At 54.8% G+C, this 15,757-nt stretch carries 14 protein-coding genes; 11 read left to right on the top strand and 3 right to left on the bottom strand.

The features are described from left to right. Nucleotides 1-20: 20 nt before the first annotated feature. The 7 genes from kdpB to potE all read left to right on the top strand — a co-directional run bounded on the left by kdpB (nt 21) and on the right by potE (nt 10,134). A complete protein-coding gene (gene kdpB, locus MUU46_RS17385) occupies nt 21-2,069 on the top strand; it encodes a potassium-transporting ATPase subunit KdpB (RefSeq protein WP_258966166.1) in 2,049 nt (682 codons plus the stop codon). 12 nt (nt 2,070-2,081) lie between these two features. Next, a complete protein-coding gene (gene kdpC, locus MUU46_RS17380) occupies nt 2,082-2,657 on the top strand; it encodes a potassium-transporting ATPase subunit KdpC (RefSeq protein ID WP_258966165.1) in 576 nt (191 codons plus the stop codon). Between the two features lie 9 nt (nt 2,658-2,666). Beyond that, nucleotides 2,667-5,354: a two-component system sensor histidine kinase KdpD gene (gene kdpD / locus MUU46_RS17375; RefSeq protein ID WP_258966164.1), complete on the top strand. Its 2,688-nt coding sequence runs from the start codon at nt 2,667-2,669 to the stop codon at nt 5,352-5,354. After that, nucleotides 5,351-6,028, top strand: coding sequence for a two-component system response regulator KdpE (gene kdpE / locus MUU46_RS17370; RefSeq protein ID WP_159754363.1), 678 nt, complete (start codon nt 5,351-5,353; stop codon nt 6,026-6,028). The genes kdpD and kdpE overlap by 4 nt, the downstream gene beginning before the upstream one ends. A 239-nt stretch (nt 6,029-6,267) precedes the next feature. After that, nucleotides 6,268-6,372, top strand: a complete 105-nt coding sequence (gene speFL / locus MUU46_RS17365) for a leader peptide SpeFL (protein ID WP_110510109.1) — start codon at nt 6,268-6,270, stop codon at nt 6,370-6,372. A 253-nt stretch (nt 6,373-6,625) separates the two neighbouring features. Then, nucleotides 6,626-8,824 (top strand): ornithine decarboxylase SpeF, encoded by a 2,199-nt coding sequence (gene speF, locus MUU46_RS17360; protein WP_258966163.1) that lies wholly within the window; start codon nt 6,626-6,628, stop codon nt 8,822-8,824. Beyond that, nucleotides 8,821-10,134, top strand: coding sequence for a putrescine-ornithine antiporter (gene potE, locus MUU46_RS17355; protein WP_159754370.1), 1,314 nt, complete (start codon nt 8,821-8,823; stop codon nt 10,132-10,134). The genes speF and potE overlap by 4 nt, the downstream gene beginning before the upstream one ends. A 127-nt stretch (nt 10,135-10,261) precedes the next feature. Here the strand turns inward: potE and pgm are convergent, their stop codons facing one another. Together pgm and seqA are read right to left on the bottom strand one after the other, a co-directional pair. Then, on the bottom strand, nt 10,262-11,902 hold the full coding sequence (pgm, locus tag MUU46_RS17350) for a phosphoglucomutase (alpha-D-glucose-1,6-bisphosphate-dependent) (RefSeq protein ID WP_159754373.1): 1,641 nt from the start codon (nt 11,900-11,902) through the stop codon (nt 10,262-10,264). 19 nt (nt 11,903-11,921) lie between these two features. Next, entirely contained in the window at nt 11,922-12,476 is a 555-nt protein-coding gene (gene seqA / locus MUU46_RS17345; protein WP_258966162.1) for a replication initiation negative regulator SeqA, read from the bottom strand. 173 nt (nt 12,477-12,649) lie between these two features. On the opposite strand from seqA, the gene ybfF reads away from it, so the two are divergent. From ybfF to fur, 4 genes are all read left to right on the top strand, one after another. Beyond that, the gene (gene ybfF / locus MUU46_RS17340) at nt 12,650-13,414 is read left to right on the top strand and encodes an esterase (protein WP_258966161.1); all 765 of its coding nucleotides are present in this window, start codon (nt 12,650-12,652) and stop codon (nt 13,412-13,414) included. Nucleotides 13,415-13,545: 131 nt separating this feature from the next. Beyond that, entirely contained in the window at nt 13,546-13,839 is a 294-nt protein-coding gene (gene ybfE / locus MUU46_RS17335) for a LexA regulated protein (protein ID WP_110510115.1), read from the top strand. A gap of 149 nt (nt 13,840-13,988) precedes the next feature. Continuing rightward, a complete protein-coding gene (gene fldA / locus MUU46_RS17330) occupies nt 13,989-14,519 on the top strand; it encodes a flavodoxin FldA (RefSeq protein WP_200849699.1) in 531 nt (176 codons plus the stop codon). Between the two features lie 316 nt (nt 14,520-14,835). After that, complete coding sequence (gene fur / locus MUU46_RS17325; protein ID WP_159754382.1) at nt 14,836-15,288, top strand: ferric iron uptake transcriptional regulator; 453 nt, start codon at nt 14,836-14,838, stop codon at nt 15,286-15,288. Nucleotides 15,289-15,378: 90 nt separating this feature from the next. Here fur and chiQ read toward each other — a convergent pair whose 3' ends face one another. Beyond that, nucleotides 15,379-15,720 carry a ChiQ/YbfN family lipoprotein gene (gene chiQ, locus MUU46_RS17320; RefSeq protein WP_258966160.1) on the bottom strand — a complete coding sequence of 114 codons (342 nt, stop codon included), beginning with the start codon at nt 15,718-15,720 and terminating at the stop codon, nt 15,379-15,381. Nucleotides 15,721-15,757: the final 37 nt, after the last annotated feature.

Below are 15,757 nucleotides of genomic sequence, written 5' to 3'. Positions count from 1 at the left end.
GACAGCTGGAGACACGTTTTATGAGTCGTAAGCAAACGGCAATTTTCGAACCGGCCCTGGTTCGCCAGGCCCTGCTGGATGCCGTAAAAAAACTGAGTCCAGCCGTACAATGGCGCAACCCGGTGATGTTTATCGTCTGGCTGGGCAGCGTGCTGACTACCTTGCTCGCCGTGGCGATGGCCTTTGGAAAAGTGCCCGGTAGCGCCGGTTTCACGGCGGCAATCAGCATCTGGCTGTGGTTTACCGTGCTGTTCGCTAACGTCGCCGAAGCGCTGGCGGAAGGCCGCAGCAAGGCGCAGGCCAACAGTCTGAAAGGCATTCAGAAAACGTCTTTCGCCCGTAAACTTCGCGCGCCGCAGCATGGTGCTCAGGTCGATCACGTTCCGGCAGATGACCTGCGCAAAGGCGACATCGTTCTGGTGGAGGCGGGTGACATCATCCCATGCGACGGTGAAGTTATCGAAGGTGGTGCGTCGGTGGACGAAAGCGCGATTACCGGGGAGTCCGCGCCAGTTATACGCGAATCCGGCGGCGACTTCGCCTCGGTAACGGGTGGCACACGCATTCTTTCCGACTGGCTGGTTATCCGTTGCAGCGTTAACCCTGGCGAAACCTTCCTTGACCGAATGATCGCCATGGTCGAAGGTGCTCAGCGTCGTAAAACGCCAAACGAAATCGCCCTGACCATTTTACTGGTCGCTCTGACCATCGTGTTCCTGCTGGCTACCGCCACCCTGTGGCCGTTCTCCGCGTACGGCGGAACGGCGGTCAGCGTGACAGTGCTGATTGCGCTGCTGGTTTGTCTGATCCCGACGACCATCGGCGGGCTGCTGTCGGCTATCGGCGTGGCCGGGATGAGCCGGATGCTTGGTGCCAACGTGATTGCCACCAGCGGTCGTGCAGTTGAAGCGGCGGGCGATGTGGATGTCCTGCTGCTGGATAAAACCGGCACCATCACGCTCGGCAATCGTCAGGCATCTCAGTTCCTGCCTGCTCCTGGCGTCGATGAGAAAACCCTCGCAGATGCCGCGCAACTGGCGTCATTGGCCGATGAAACGCCGGAAGGCCGCAGTATCGTGGTGCTGGCAAAACAACGCTTCAATCTGCGCGAGCGTGACGTACAGGAATTGCAGGCCACATTTGTGCCCTTTACTGCGCAGACCCGCATGAGCGGTATCAATATTCACGACCGCATGATCCGTAAAGGCTCTGTGGATGCGATCCGTCGTCACGTAGAAGCCAACAACGGGCACTTCCCGAAGCAGGTCGATACGCAGGTCGAAGGCGTGGCGCGTCAGGGTGGCACTCCGCTTGTGGTGGCGGAAGGTGCGACGGTGCTCGGGGTGATTGCACTGAAGGATATCGTTAAAGGTGGCATTAAAGAGCGTTTCGCACAGCTGCGCAAAATGGGCATTAAAACGGTGATGATCACCGGCGATAACCGCCTGACGGCCGCCGCCATCGCCGCTGAAGCAGGCGTGGATGATTTCCTGGCGGAAGCGACACCGGAAGCCAAGTTGGCACTGATTCGTCAGTATCAGGCAGAGGGCCGTCTGGTGGCGATGACCGGCGACGGTACCAACGACGCCCCGGCGTTAGCGCAGGCTGACGTGGCCGTGGCGATGAACTCCGGAACCCAGGCCGCAAAAGAAGCAGGCAACATGGTCGATCTGGACTCCAACCCGACCAAGCTGATTGAAGTGGTTCATATCGGTAAACAGATGCTGATGACCCGTGGGTCGCTGACCACTTTCAGTATTGCCAACGACGTGGCGAAGTATTTTGCCATCATCCCGGCGGCGTTTGCGGCTACCTATCCGCAGCTCAACGCGCTGAACGTGATGCACCTGCACTCGCCCGCGTCGGCCATTCTCAGCGCCGTTATCTTTAACGCCCTGATTATTGTGTTCCTGATCCCGCTGGCGTTAAAAGGCGTGAGTTATAAGCCACTGACGGCCGCAGCAATGCTGCGGCGTAACCTGTGGATTTACGGCCTCGGTGGCCTGCTGGTGCCGTTCATCGGCATCAAAGTGATTGACCTGTTGCTGACCCTGTCTGGTCTGGTGTAAGAGGAAATGAAAATGACGACGTTACGCCCTGCTCTGGTAGTTCTGATTTTTTTAACCCTGGTCACCGGGGGCGTGTATCCGCTGCTCACCACTGCGCTTGGACAATGGTGGTTCGCTGACCAGGCCTACGGCTCGTTGATTCATCAGGACAACCAGATGCGTGGTTCTCGCTTGATTGGTCAGCAGTTTTCCGCGCCGGGATATTTTCACGGTCGCCCTTCCGCCACCGCCAATAGCCCCTATAATCCAGAGGCATCCGGCGGCAGCAACCTGGCAGGCAGTAATCCCGAGCTGGATAAAGAGGTGGCGGCGCGGGTGGCGCAACTGCGTCAGGACAATCCGCAGGCAGACGCACAGGTTCCCGTCGAACTGGTGACGACGTCCGCGAGCGGGCTTGATTACAGCCTGACGCCGCAGTCGGTAGACTGGCAAATACCGCGTGTGGCGCAGGCCCGTCACGTGTCGGTAGAAATGCTGACAACGCTGGTTGCCGAACACACACAGCAGCCACTGGTGAGTTTCCTCGGCCAGCCGGTGGTGAATATTGTTGAGCTGAATATGGCGCTGGATGCCCTGAAACAACCGTAAGGATTGAGCATGACCGACGAGCCCTTTCGTCCCGATCCCGACCGCCTACTGGAGCAATCCTCCGGCTGGCATCGCGGAAAACTGAAAGTCTTTTTTGGCGCCTGTGCTGGCGTAGGAAAAACCTACGCCATGCTGCAAGAGGCGCAGCGCCTGCGGGCGCAAGGGCTCGATATTCTGGTGGGCGTGGTTGAAACCCACGGCCGTCAGGAGACCGCCGCTCAGCTTAAGGGACTGGCGACTCAGTCCCGAAAACGCATTCACTATCGCGGTCGACAAGTCGAAGAATTTGACCTCGATGCCGCCCTCGCCCGCCGCCCGGCACTGATCCTGATGGACGAACTGGCGCACACCAACGCACCCGGTTCACGTCACCCCAAGCGCTGGCAGGATATAGAAGAACTGCTGGAAGCGGGTATCGACGTTTTTACCACCGTCAACGTTCAGCATCTGGAAAGCCTGAACGACGTAGTCAGCGGTGTGACCGGTATCAAAGTGCGCGAAACCGTGCCGGATCCTTTTTTCGATTCTGCTGACGAAGTGGTTTTGGTGGACCTGCCGCCGGACGATTTGCGCCAGCGCCTGCATGAAGGCAAAGTGTATATCGCCGGGCAGGCCGAACGTGCCATCGAGCATTTCTTCCGTAAAGGCAACCTCATCGCCCTACGCGAACTGGCACTGCGACGCACCGCTGACCGCGTGGATGATCAGATGCGCGCCTGGCGAGACCGGCAAGGCGAAGAAAAAGTCTGGCATACCCGCGATGCGATTCTGCTGTGTGTCGGCCACAGCGGTGGGAATGAAAAACTGGTGCGGGCCGCCGCCCGTCTGGCCGCCAAGTTCGGCACCGCATGGCATGCAGTCTATGTCGAAACCCCCGATTTACACCGTCTGCCAGAATCACAGCGGCGCAATATTCTCAGTGCACTGCGTCTGGCACAGGAGCTGGGCGCGGAAACCGCTACGCTGTCAGACCCGGCGGAAGAGAAAGCTATTCTGCGCTACGCCCGCGAACATAATCTCGGCAAAATCATTATTGGTCGGCGTAATAAACGACGCTGGTGGAGCCAGGAATCGTTCGCCGACAGGCTCGCCCGTCGTGCGCCGGATCTCGATTTACTGATTGTTGCCCTTGAAGATCAGCCGAGCACCAGCCCAACCCGAGGCGCCGATAATCGCCCGTGGCTAGAACGCTGGCGCGTTCAGCTTCGTGGCTGCATCGTTGCCGTGGTGCTCTGCGCCTTAATTACGGTCTTCGCCAGCCATTTCCTGATGGCGTTTGATGCCGCCAACCTGGTGATGCTCTATCTGCTCGGTGTGGTGATTGTGGCGCTGTTCTACGGACGCTGGCCATCGGTGCTGGCTACTGTCGCCAACGTCGTCAGCTTTGATCTGTTCTTTATTGCTCCGCGCGGCACCCTCGCCGTTTCCGATGTGCAGTACGTTTTAACCTTCGGCGTGATGCTGACCGTCGGGCTGGTTATTGGGAATTTAACCGCAGGCGTGCGCTATCAGGCCCGCGTCGCGCGCTATCGTGAACAGCGCACCCGGCATCTGTATGAAATGTCGAAAGCGCTGGCAACCGGCCGCCGCGCACAGGATATTGCCCAAACCAGCGAGCAGTTTATTCACTCCACTTTCCAGGCGCGCAGCCAGGTGTTGCTGCCCAATGCCGATGGCGGGCTTCACCCTCTGACCGACGGCAACGACATCACGCCGTGGGACGACGCCATCGCCCGCTGGAGCTTTGACAAAGGCCAGCCAGCAGGTGCGGGAACCGACACGCTGCCCGGCGTACCCTATCTGATCCTGCCGTTAAAAAGCGCCGAGAAAACCCACGGCGTGGTGGTGGTTGAACCGGGTAATTTGCGCCAGTTGATGATCCCCGAACAGCAGCGACTGCTGGAAACCTGCACCTTGTTGGTCGCCAGCGCCCTGGAACGTCTGGCGCTGACCGCAAGCGAAGAGCAATCGCGGCTGGCGAGTGAGCGAGAAAGCATTCGCAACTCGCTGCTGGCGGCACTTTCACACGACTTGCGCACGCCATTGACCGTGCTGTTTGGTCAGGCGGAGATTCTGACGCTGGATTTGGCCAGCGAAGGTTCAAAGCACGCCCCACAGGCCAACGAAATTCGCCAGCATGTGCTGAACACCACCCGGCTGGTGAACAATCTGCTCGATATGGCGCGCATTCAGTCCGGTGGATTTAACCTGCGCAAAGAGTGGCTGACGCTGGAAGAAGTGGTGGGCAGCGCTATTCGCACCCTGGAAATGGGCCTCGGCGGGCGGCATATTCAGCTGGCGCTGGGCGACCCGCTGACGCTCATTCACGTTGATGGCCCGCTGTTTGAACGGGTGCTGATTAACCTACTGGAAAACGCCGCGAAGTACGCGGGCCCGTCGGCCACCATTGGGATTTCCGCCGAACGCCTGCCCGAACAGCTACAGCTGGACGTGTGGGACTCCGGTCCCGGTATCCCTGCTGGTCAGGAACAGGCGATCTTTGCTAAATTCTCCAGGGGCCATAAAGAGTCGGCCATTCCCGGCGTGGGGCTTGGCCTCGCTATTTGCCTGGCGATTGTCGATGTACATGGCGGTGAACTGCACGCGTCTAACCGCCCCGAAGGCGGGGCCAGTTTCAGGATTATCCTACCGCTTGATGCGCCCCCGGAGCTGGATGAACTTCTTGAGGAACTGTGATTAACGTACTTATCGTTGAAGATGAACAGGCTATTCGCCGTTTTCTGCGCAGTGCGCTGGAAGCCGATGGTCTGCGCGTGCACGAAGCCGAAACGTTGCAACGTGGGCTGCTGGAAGCGGCCACGCGTAAACCTGATCTGGTCATTCTCGATCTCGGTTTACCGGATGGCGACGGCATCGATTTCATTCGCGATTTCCGTCAGTGGAGCCAGGTGCCGGTGATTGTGCTTTCCGCTCGCGCCGAAGAGACGGATAAAATTACCGCGCTCGACGCCGGGGCCGACGATTACCTCAGCAAGCCATTTGGCATTGGCGAATTACAGGCCCGTTTGCGTGTCGCCCTACGCCGTCACGGGAGCGCGGAACAAAATCAGCCCGTGTTTAATTTCGCCAATATTCAGGTCGATATTGCCAGCCACCGCATTCAGCGCGACGGCGAGGAAATCCACCTGACGCCTATTGAATTTCGCCTGCTGGCGGTGTTACTCAACAACCACGGCAAGGTATTGACCCAGCGCCAGTTGTTAAGTCAGGTCTGGGGGCCGAATGCAGTTGAGCATAGCCACTACCTGCGCATTTATATGGGCCATTTACGCCAGAAGCTGGAAATTGACCCGGCGCGTCCGCAGCATCTGTTAACCGAAACCGGAATTGGTTATCGGTTTATGCTTTAATTTCGTCGTATGCCAAATAGTTTTGACCATTATTATTGAGCATACGCCACTCCATTTAAACAATAAAAACCCACAGTTCATTCACATTAAAATAACAACCCAGCATTTAATTCGGAAAAACCTCAACACCTCAATCAATTAATTCTGTAACGATCATTTTTTGTTGATCATCTTCACAGATTGCAATCCATATCCAGATAGAATGCCTGTGCTTTCACACATTCATGAAGGTATATATTATGGAAAACAATAGCCGACTCATGCCCCATATAAGGCGAACGACGCACATCATGATGTTCGCCCACCGCAACAGCTTCGATTTTCACTTCTTTAATGCCCGATAGTCTTCCGACTACGGGCGCTCAGCATACAGGTCACTCCTGACTTCCTGATAATACAGGCACTTGCCTGTAGCTCCTGCGCTCGCCTTGATAAATTCTGTATTCCGGCAACCGGGCCGGTGGGATTTATGACTTCTGAAAAAGCAATAACCTGATTTTATTATCAGTGGGACACCATTGCCTTTTCACCGGAATAATCAATTTCGTGTTTAAGAAATTGAGGACCTGCTATTCCTTGAAATTAAAGAGATGAAAAATGTCAGAATTAAAAATCGCCGTCAGTCGCCATTGCCCTGATTGTTTTAACAGCACCCGCAGTATTGTTGACACATATAACACGCAGTTCATCGATGTCGCCGCTGCGGTATTATCTGTAAAAGATGTCGAGTGTGGGAAACTCGATGAGATAGATGCCACCGGTTATAACCTGCCGGTGTTTATCGGTATTAATAAAGATGAAATCGTGCCCGCAGAATATCTGTCGCGCATTCATGGCGTGTTTGAACATGATGACACACGCAACGACTTCTATGGTCGCCAGCTTGAAGCCGCCGCGCATAAATATGAAACGCAGCTACGCCCGCCGTTCTTCCGTGCATTAGTGGATTACGTTAATCAGGGCAATAGCGCGTTCGACTGCCCTGGCCATCAGGGCGGTGAGTTTTTCCGTCGCCATCCGGCGGGCAACCAGTTTGTCGAATACTTTGGCGAGACGCTGTTCCGCGCAGACCTCTGCAACGCCGACGTGGCGATGGGTGATTTGCTGATCCACGAAGGCGCGCCCTGCGTGGCGCAGCAGCATGCAGCTAAAGTGTTCAACGCCGACAAAACCTATTTCGTCCTGAACGGCACGTCATCGTCGAATAAAGTGGTGCTTAACGCGCTGCTGACGCCGGGCGATCTGGTGCTGTTTGACCGCAACAACCACAAATCCAACCATCACGGTGCACTGTTACAGGCTGGCGCCACGCCGGTATATCTGGAAACCGCGCGTAACCCGTACGGCTTTATCGGCGGAATTGATGCGCACTGCTTTGAAGATACTTACCTGCGGGAATTGATTGCCGAAGTGGCACCACAGCGTGCGCGACTGGCCCGCCCTTTCCGTCTGGCCGTCATTCAGCTCGGGACCTACGACGGCACCATTTATAACGCTCGTCAGGTGGTCGATAAGATTGGTCATCTGTGTGACTACATCCTGTTTGACTCCGCATGGGTCGGCTACGAACAATTCATTCCGATGATGGCTGACTGTTCGCCGTTACTGCTGGAGCTTAATGAAAACGATCCGGGGATTCTGGTGACCCAGTCGGTCCATAAACAGCAGGCCGGTTTTTCTCAAACCTCGCAAATCCACAAAAAAGACAGCCATATCAAAGGCCAGTCGCGCTACGTACCGCATAAACGCCTTAACAACGCCTTTATGATGCACGCCTCTACCAGCCCGTTCTATCCGCTGTTTGCCGCGCTGGACGTCAATGCGAAAATGCATGAAGGTGTGAGCGGCCGTAATATGTGGATGAGTTGCGTGGAAAATGGCATTGATGCGCGCAAACTGATCCTGGAGAACTGCCATCATATTCGCCCGTTTGTGCCGCCGATCATCAATGGCAAGCCTTGGCACACCTGGCCTACCGAGCAAATTGCTCGCGATCTGAGCTTCTTCCATTTCGTGCCGGGTGAGCGCTGGCATGCGTTTGAAGGCTACGCTGAACACCAGTATTTCGTCGATCCGTGCAAGCTTTTGCTGACCACTCCGGGCATTAATGCCGCCAGCGGTGAGTACGACGCGTTTGGCGTTCCGGCAACTATTCTCGCTAATTTTCTGCGTGAGAATGGTGTGGTGCCTGAGAAGTGCGACCTTAACTCGATTCTGTTCCTGCTGACCCCGGCGGAAGATATGGCGAAGCTGCAACAACTGGTTGCACTGCTGGTGCGCTTTGAAAAACTGCTCGAGGTCGATGCGCCATTGCAGGAGGTTTTACCGTCACTGTATCGCCAGTACGAGCATCGCTACGCCGGATATACTTTGCGTCAGCTGTGTCTGGAGATGCATCAGCTATATGCTCGTCATGACGTGAAACAGCTGCAAAAAGAGATGTTCCGCAAGACGCATTTCCCGCGCGTCAGTCTGAATCCGCAGGAAGCGAACTACGCCTATCTGCGCGGTGAAGTTGAACTGGTGGCGCTGCCGCAGGCTGAAGGTCGCATTGCGGCGGAAGGCGCCCTTCCTTATCCACCGGGCGTGCTGTGCGTCGTGCCGGGGGAAATCTGGAGCGGTGCGGTACTGCGTTATTTCACCGCGCTGGAAGAAGGCATCAACCTTCTTCCAGGCTTCGCGCCAGAACTTCAGGGGGTTTATATTGAGGACGTCGACGGCCGTAAGCAGGTGTGGTGCAACGTCATTAAGTCCCGCGATGCTCAACAGCCGCTCCTGAAAGGGGAGGCATTATGAGCAAATCGAACAAGATGGGCGTCGTTCAGCTCACCATTCTGACCATGGTGAACATGATGGGTTCCGGGATAATCATGCTGCCGACCAAGCTTGCGGAAGTGGGCACGATTTCGATTATCTCCTGGCTGGTGACCGCCATAGGCTCTACCGCACTGGCGTGGGCATTTGCCAAATGCGGGATGTTCAGCCGTAAATCCGGTGGCATGGGCGGCTATGCGGAGTATGCCTTCGGCAAATCCGGCAACTTTATGGCCAACTATACCTACGGCGTGTCGCTGCTGATTGCCAACGTGGCAATTGCCATTTCAGCGGTGGGTTACGGGACCGAACTGTTCGGGGTCACGCTCAGCCCGATTCAGATTGGACTGGCGACCATCGGCGTACTGTGGCTGTGCACCATCGCCAACTTTGGTGGGGCGCGGATCACCGGACAAATTAGTAGCGTCACCGTCTGGGGCGTTATTATTCCGGTCGTGGGATTGTGCATTATCGGCTGGTTTTGGTTCAGCCCGACACTGTACGTAGAATCCTGGAACCCTCACCACGTGCCGTTCTTTAGCGCGGTCGGGTCGTCTATCGCAATGACGCTGTGGGCGTTTCTCGGTCTGGAATCTGCCTGTGCCAATACCGATGTGGTGGAAAACCCGGAGCGTAACGTGCCGATAGCGGTTCTCGGCGGGACGCTCGGTGCAGCGGTGATTTACATCGTCTCCACTAACGTGATTGCCGGGATTGTACCTAACGTCGATTTAGCCAGCTCCACCGCCCCATTCGGCCTGGCCTTCGCGCAAATGTTCACCCCGGAAGTCGGGAAAGTGATCATGGGCCTGATGGTAATGTCATGCTGTGGTTCGCTGCTGGGCTGGCAGTTTACTATCGCCCAGGTGTTTAAATCGTCAGCGGATGAGGGCTATTTCCCGAAAATATTTTCGCGCTTATCCCGCGCTGAAGCCCCGGTTCAGGGCATGCTGATGATTGTGGTGATTCAGTCCGGTTTGTCGTTGATGACCATTAGCCCGTCGCTGAATAATCAGTTCAACGTGCTGGTGAATCTGGCGGTGGTGACCAACATTATTCCCTACATCCTGTCGATGGCGGCGCTGGTTATTATTCAGAAAATGGCGAACGTCGCGCCGGGCAAAGCGAAGGCCGCGAACGTGGTGGCGTTTATCGGGGCGATGTATAGCTTCTACGCGCTGTATTCGTCTGGTGAAGAAGCGATGCTGTGGGGTGCCATTGTGACCTTTATGGGCTGGACGCTGTATGGCCTGGTGTCTCCGCGATTTGAGCTGAAGAATAAACACAGTTAAACAAAACAAAAACGGCAACCCTGAGGTTGCCGTTTTTACTATTTTCGCCCTCTCCTTCAGGGAGAGAACATCAGCCCGCATTGAGTCTTTTACCCGGCAGCGCTTTGCTTGCCGGGCCGACAAAACACTATGCGTTTTTCAGCACTTCACTAACAATCTCTACCGCTTCTTTCTCAATCAGCTTACGGTGCTCGGCACCGAGGAAGCTTTCACAATAGATTTTGTAGGCGTCTTCTGTGCCGGATGGACGTGCTGCAAACCAGCCGTTTTTGGTCATCACTTTCAGACCGCCGATGGATGCGCCGTTGCCTGGCGCTGCCGTCAGACGCGCGGTGATGGGATCACCGGCCAGCGTATCAGCGCTAACCATCTCCGGAGAGAGTTTAGACAGCGCAGCTTTCTGGGCAGAAGTTGCAGATGCCTGCAGACGGTTGTAGCTCGGTGCACCAAAGCGCGCGGCCAGTTCGTCGTAATGCTGCTGCGGATTTTTGCCCGTGACGGCAGTGATTTCAGCCGCCAACAGGCACATGATGATCCCGTCTTTGTCGGTAGACCACGGTGTGCCGTCGAAACGCAGGAAGGATGCACCCGCGCTCTCTTCGCCGCCAAAACCAAAGCTGCCGTCGAACAGACCGTCAACAAACCATTTGAAGCCTACTGGCACTTCCACCAGCTTACGACCCAGATCATCAACCACACGGTCAATCATCGCAGACGACACCAGGGTTTTACCCACGGCGACATCTTTGCCCCACAGTGGGCGATGCTGGAACAGGTAGTTGATCGCTACGGCCAGGTAGTGGTTCGGGTTCATCAGACCAGCCGGCGTCACGATACCGTGACGGTCGTAATCCGGGTCATTGGCAAACGCCAGGTCAAATTTGTCACGCAATGCCAGCAGGCCTGCCATCGCACACTCTGATGAGCAGTCCATGCGGATAGCGCCATCTTTGTCGAGGTGCATGAAACGGAATGTCTGATCGACGTGATCGTTGACGATGGTCAGATCAAGCTTGTAGAACTCCGCGATACGTTTCCAGTATTCGATCCCGGAGCCACCCAACGGATCAACACCAAGCTTCAGGCCCGCTTTCTGAATGGCTTTGATATCAACGATATCTGCCAGCCCTTCGATAAACGGCTGAACCAAATCTTGCTCTTTGATATGCCCGGATGCATACGCCGCATCCAGAGACATGCGCTTCACGCCGTTCAGGCCATCAGCCAGTAATGCGTTTGCGCGGTCTTCAACCACTTTGGTAACGTTGGTATCAGCCGGACCACCGTTTGGCGGGTTGTACTTGATACCACCATCGTCCGGCGGGTTATGGGACGGGGTGATGACGATGCCATCAGCCTGTGCGCCACCTTTTTTATTGTGAACCAGGATAGCGTTGGAGACCGCAGGCGTTGGAGTGTAGCCGTTGTTTTCCTGCACAATCACATCCACACCGTTGGCCGCCAGCACTTCCAGTACAGAAATGATCGCTGGCTCTGACAGGGCGTGGGTATCCTTGCCGACATAGCACGGCCCGGTAACGCCATTTTTTGCGCGTTCTTCCGCAATCGCCTGCGCAATGGCCAGGATATGCGGTTCATTGAAGCTGTGACGCGCAGCGCTACCACGGTGGCCGGACGTTCCGAATTTTACCGCATGTTCTGCGTTACCCACTTCCGGTTTCAGCACGTAGTACTGAGACGTCAGCTGGGCGACGTTGATCAAATCACTCTGCTGTGCAGGCTGACCCGCACGGTTATGAGTTGCCATTGCCTGGTCCTTCTTATGCTTAGATGGTGCCGCAAACCTTTTCAATTAATTCCGCGGGGAACTGCATTGACTGCATGATGTGTTCAACCATGCTGCATTTACGACCGGTATTGGTGTTGGTGATAACCCAGTAAGGGGTTTCTGGTACCTGCTTAGGCTTGGTCTGATTGCCGTTTTTCAGCAGCGTTGCTTCGTCAGAGGAGAAGTAAACGCGCGTACGGCCATGCAGCGACTCGGTAGCCTGAGCAAATGACTTGCTGTCTAAAGCGTAAAGTGTAGTCAGCACCAGCAGGAAGCGGTTGACCGCTTTTTTCTGCTCGGCGTATTCGTCAGAAAGCATCAGCTCGCGCATGGCGCGAACGTTATCTTTTGTTGAAGACACTTTTTTAACCGCAGCGACGACCGGTGCAGACGCGGATGCCGGAGTTTCTTTGGCTACGGTTGATGCTGCCGCCTGCGATACGGCAGAAAATTTCAGCATACGCCTTAAAATGTCGGATGCGCTCTCGCCAATGTGCTTAGTGTGGCTGGCAATAAAGCCGTAGAGTTCGTCATCAACTTCGATCGTTTTCATCTTAATCCAGTGAGATATCTTTTCTGAATACAAGTTGTTGGGATTATAAGGACAAAACCCAACAGCGGATAGCGTGTCGGCAAAAACTCAGACGACTACTGAGTGTTGCAGCCGGGCGGCAGAATGTTCAACATGATACCCTAACCCGACGTAGCGAAAAAAAGAACTTTGCCATGAAATTAAACAGCCGAGCGCAAACTGCACAAAACCTGCACACTAATTCTCCCATCGTCCTCGTTCACGGCCTTTTCGGTAGCCTTGATAACCTCGGGATCCTCGCCCGGGATCTGGTTGCCGACCACAATATCCTGCAAGTCGATATGCGTAACCATGGCCTTTCCCCTCGCGACCCGGAGATGACCTACGCCGCAATGGCGCAGGATCTTGTCGATACGCTCGATGCAAACGGCATTGAGAAGGCGAGTCTGATTGGCCATTCAATGGGCGGTAAAGCGGTGATGGCGTTTACGGCGCTAGCCCCTGAACGTGTTGAAAAACTGGTGGCGATTGATATCGCTCCGGTGGCTTATCAGGTGCGCCGTCACGATGAGATTTTTGCCGCCATTAACGCCGTGACCGACGCAGGCGTGTCCAGCCGCCAGCAGGCCGCGGATGTAATGCGCCAGCATATAGATGAAGAAGGCGTGATTCAGTTCCTGCTGAAGTCGTTCGTCGACGGTGCGTGGCGATTCAACGTGCCAGCGTTGTGGGATCAATATCCCCATATCGTTGGCTGGGAACCGATTCCTGCCTGGGACCACCCTGCCCTGTTTATCCCTGGTGGAAATTCGCCTTACGTCACCGCAGAGTACCGCGACGCGTTACTTGCACAGTTCCCGCAGGCCCGCGCGCACGTGATCGCGGGTGCCGGACATTGGGTTCACGCAGAAAAACCGGATGCGGTGCTGCGTGCGATTCGTCGATACCTGGCAGAATGATTAAAATCCGAGCAAGCAAGCGCCATTGTGCCTCCCGGCGTTGGCGTCCGGGTTTCGCTGATGTATGATTGCGCGCTATCTGCGCCGGGCCTGTCGTCTGGCGGCTTGTTTCCCCGAAGTCACTCTGAATCATGGCAAAAGAACAAACGGACCGAACGACATTAGATTTGTTCGCAAATGAGCGTCGCCCGGGAAGGCCGAAAACCAATCCGCTCTCGCGCGACGAACAATTACGCATAAATAAGCGTAATCAGCTTAAACGCGACAAAAGCAACGGTCTCAAACGCGTTGAGCTAAAGCTCAATAACGATGCCGTGGATGCGCTCAATGAACTGGCTGATGCCAGAAATATGAGCCGCAGCGAGCTTATCGAAGAGATATTGTTGCAACAACTGGCTGCATTACACGGCCAGGAACTTGTCTGAAAATACGGCAAAAAATCACTTTCATTTAGCAGAGAGTGCAGTACGGCGCGATTGCAGTTTCCGCGCACTTCTCCTCCTGCTATCATTGCCTTTATCTGTGGGCAACATTCCACCATCATTTCAATACGTTTCAAGAGGTTATTTTACTCATGGCAATCACAGGTATTTTTTTCGGCAGCGACACGGGTAACACCGAAAATATCGCGAAGATGATCCAGAAGCAGCTTGGCAAAGACGTTGCCGAGGTGCATGACATTGCCAAGAGCAGTAAAGAAGATCTCGAAGGTTTCGATATTCTGCTGCTGGGTATCCCTACCTGGTACTACGGTGAAGCACAGTGTGACTGGGACGACTTCTTCCCGACGCTGGAAGAGGTAGACTTCAACGGTAAGCTGGTCGCACTGTTTGGCTGTGGCGATCAGGAAGATTACGCAGAATATTTCTGTGATGCGTTGGGTACCATCCGCGACATCATCGAACCGCGCGGCGCAACTATCGTTGGCCACTGGCCGACCGAAGGCTACCATTTCGAAGCCTCTAAAGGTCTGGCTGATGACGCCCATTTTGTGGGTCTGGCCATTGACGAAGATCGCCAGCCAGAGCTGACCGCTGAGCGTGTCGAAAAATGGGTGAAACAAATCTCCGAAGAGCTGCACCTCGAAGAGATCAAGAACGCCTAATGATTTAGTACGGTGCAGCATCCGTGCTGCGCCGTATTAGCGATACGTTGTGTTAAATTAATAGATAAAAGCAATTAAATTAATCGCTACAAATTTTTAACTTTTGAGCACATGTCTGTACAATGTCACCTGTTTTGACGAGGTCGGATGTTTCGCTTTGCAGATGATGCCTCGTTTTTGAAAAGCATACTTTGCTCAGGGTTTACGTTCCCATTTAGGCCAGGCAGTCCTATAATGAGACGCATTATCCTGAATTCATTCTTAGTAATACTTCCCCATAGGGAAGTGTATCGCCTAGCAACAGGACTGATTCCGCATGACTGACAACAATACCGCATTAAAGAAGGCAGGCCTGAAAGTCACGCTTCCTCGTTTGAAAATTCTGGAAGTGCTTCAGGGGCCGGACAATCACCATGTCAGTGCGGAAGACCTTTATAAACGCCTCATTGATATGGGCGAAGAGATTGGTCTGGCAACGGTTTATCGCGTTCTGAACCAGTTCGACGATGCCGGCATTGTCACCCGCCACAACTTCGAAGGCGGCAAGTCTGTTTTCGAACTGACTCAGCAGCATCATCACGATCACTTAATCTGCCTCGACTGCGGCAAGGTTATTGAGTTCAGTGATGACTCTATCGAAACGCGTCAGCGCGAAATCGCCACTCGACATGGCATTCGTCTGACCAACCATAGCCTTTATCTTTATGGCCACTGCGCAGAAGGCGACTGCCGTGAAGATGAACACGCACACGACGCCGCTGAGAAATAATCAGCGTTTGCTCAAAAGCAAAAAGCCAACCTCGCGGTTGGCTTTTTTTGGCATAAATTTCAGGCAATCACAGAGGCCGATAGTTGAGGGTTATGGCTTTGTGGTTGTCGTGTTGTTGTTACGAATTTCCTTCCAAATCTGGTCACAGCGGGCTTTCACCGCCTGATCGTTGCCGGTATGCGTCGCCTGGATGCACTGTTGATAATCCAGAACCCGCACGGTTTCCTGATTGGCAAACTGCTGATGTGACTTCTCGGTTTTCAGTACGTCCAATACATTCTGACACGCCTGGATTTTATCCGGGTTGCCTTCGGCGGTGTTAATACACGCGCTGTACGCCTCTTTGAGCTTGTTATCTTCCTGTGGCGCCTGGGGTTGTGCGCATGCAACCAGCCCGGATGCCATCATAGCGATGAGAATCAATTTTTTCATGATACGGCCTCATAGGCGCGCGGCGACGTTAACGCTG

This window comes from Scandinavium tedordense, assembly GCF_024764965.1.
Taxonomy (GTDB): Bacteria; Pseudomonadota; Gammaproteobacteria; order Enterobacterales; family Enterobacteriaceae; genus Scandinavium; species Scandinavium tedordense.
The sequence above is the reverse complement of the archived record's forward strand: the minus strand, read 5'-3'. Positions and strand labels throughout refer to the sequence as shown.

Coding starts and splice junctions, on each gene's coding strand:
- kdpB (WP_258966166.1), top strand. CDS start 21: ATGAGTCGTAAGCAAACGGCAATTTTCGAACCGGCCCTGGTTCGCCAG.
- kdpC (WP_258966165.1), top strand. CDS start 2,082: ATGACGACGTTACGCCCTGCTCTGGTAGTTCTGATTTTTTTAACCCTG.
- kdpD (WP_258966164.1), top strand. CDS start 2,667: ATGACCGACGAGCCCTTTCGTCCCGATCCCGACCGCCTACTGGAGCAA.
- speFL (WP_110510109.1), top strand. CDS start 6,268: ATGGAAAACAATAGCCGACTCATGCCCCATATAAGGCGAACGACGCAC.
- speF (WP_258966163.1), top strand. CDS start 6,626: ATGTCAGAATTAAAAATCGCCGTCAGTCGCCATTGCCCTGATTGTTTT.
- potE (WP_159754370.1), top strand. CDS start 8,821: ATGAGCAAATCGAACAAGATGGGCGTCGTTCAGCTCACCATTCTGACC.
- pgm (WP_159754373.1), bottom strand. CDS start 11,902: ATGGCAACTCATAACCGTGCGGGTCAGCCTGCACAGCAGAGTGATTTG.
- seqA (WP_258966162.1), bottom strand. CDS start 12,476: ATGAAAACGATCGAAGTTGATGACGAACTCTACGGCTTTATTGCCAGC.
- ybfF (WP_258966161.1), top strand. CDS start 12,650: ATGAAATTAAACAGCCGAGCGCAAACTGCACAAAACCTGCACACTAAT.
- ybfE (WP_110510115.1), top strand. CDS start 13,546: ATGGCAAAAGAACAAACGGACCGAACGACATTAGATTTGTTCGCAAAT.
- fldA (WP_200849699.1), top strand. CDS start 13,989: ATGGCAATCACAGGTATTTTTTTCGGCAGCGACACGGGTAACACCGAA.
- fur (WP_159754382.1), top strand. CDS start 14,836: ATGACTGACAACAATACCGCATTAAAGAAGGCAGGCCTGAAAGTCACG.
- chiQ (WP_258966160.1), bottom strand. CDS start 15,720: ATGAAAAAATTGATTCTCATCGCTATGATGGCATCCGGGCTGGTTGCA.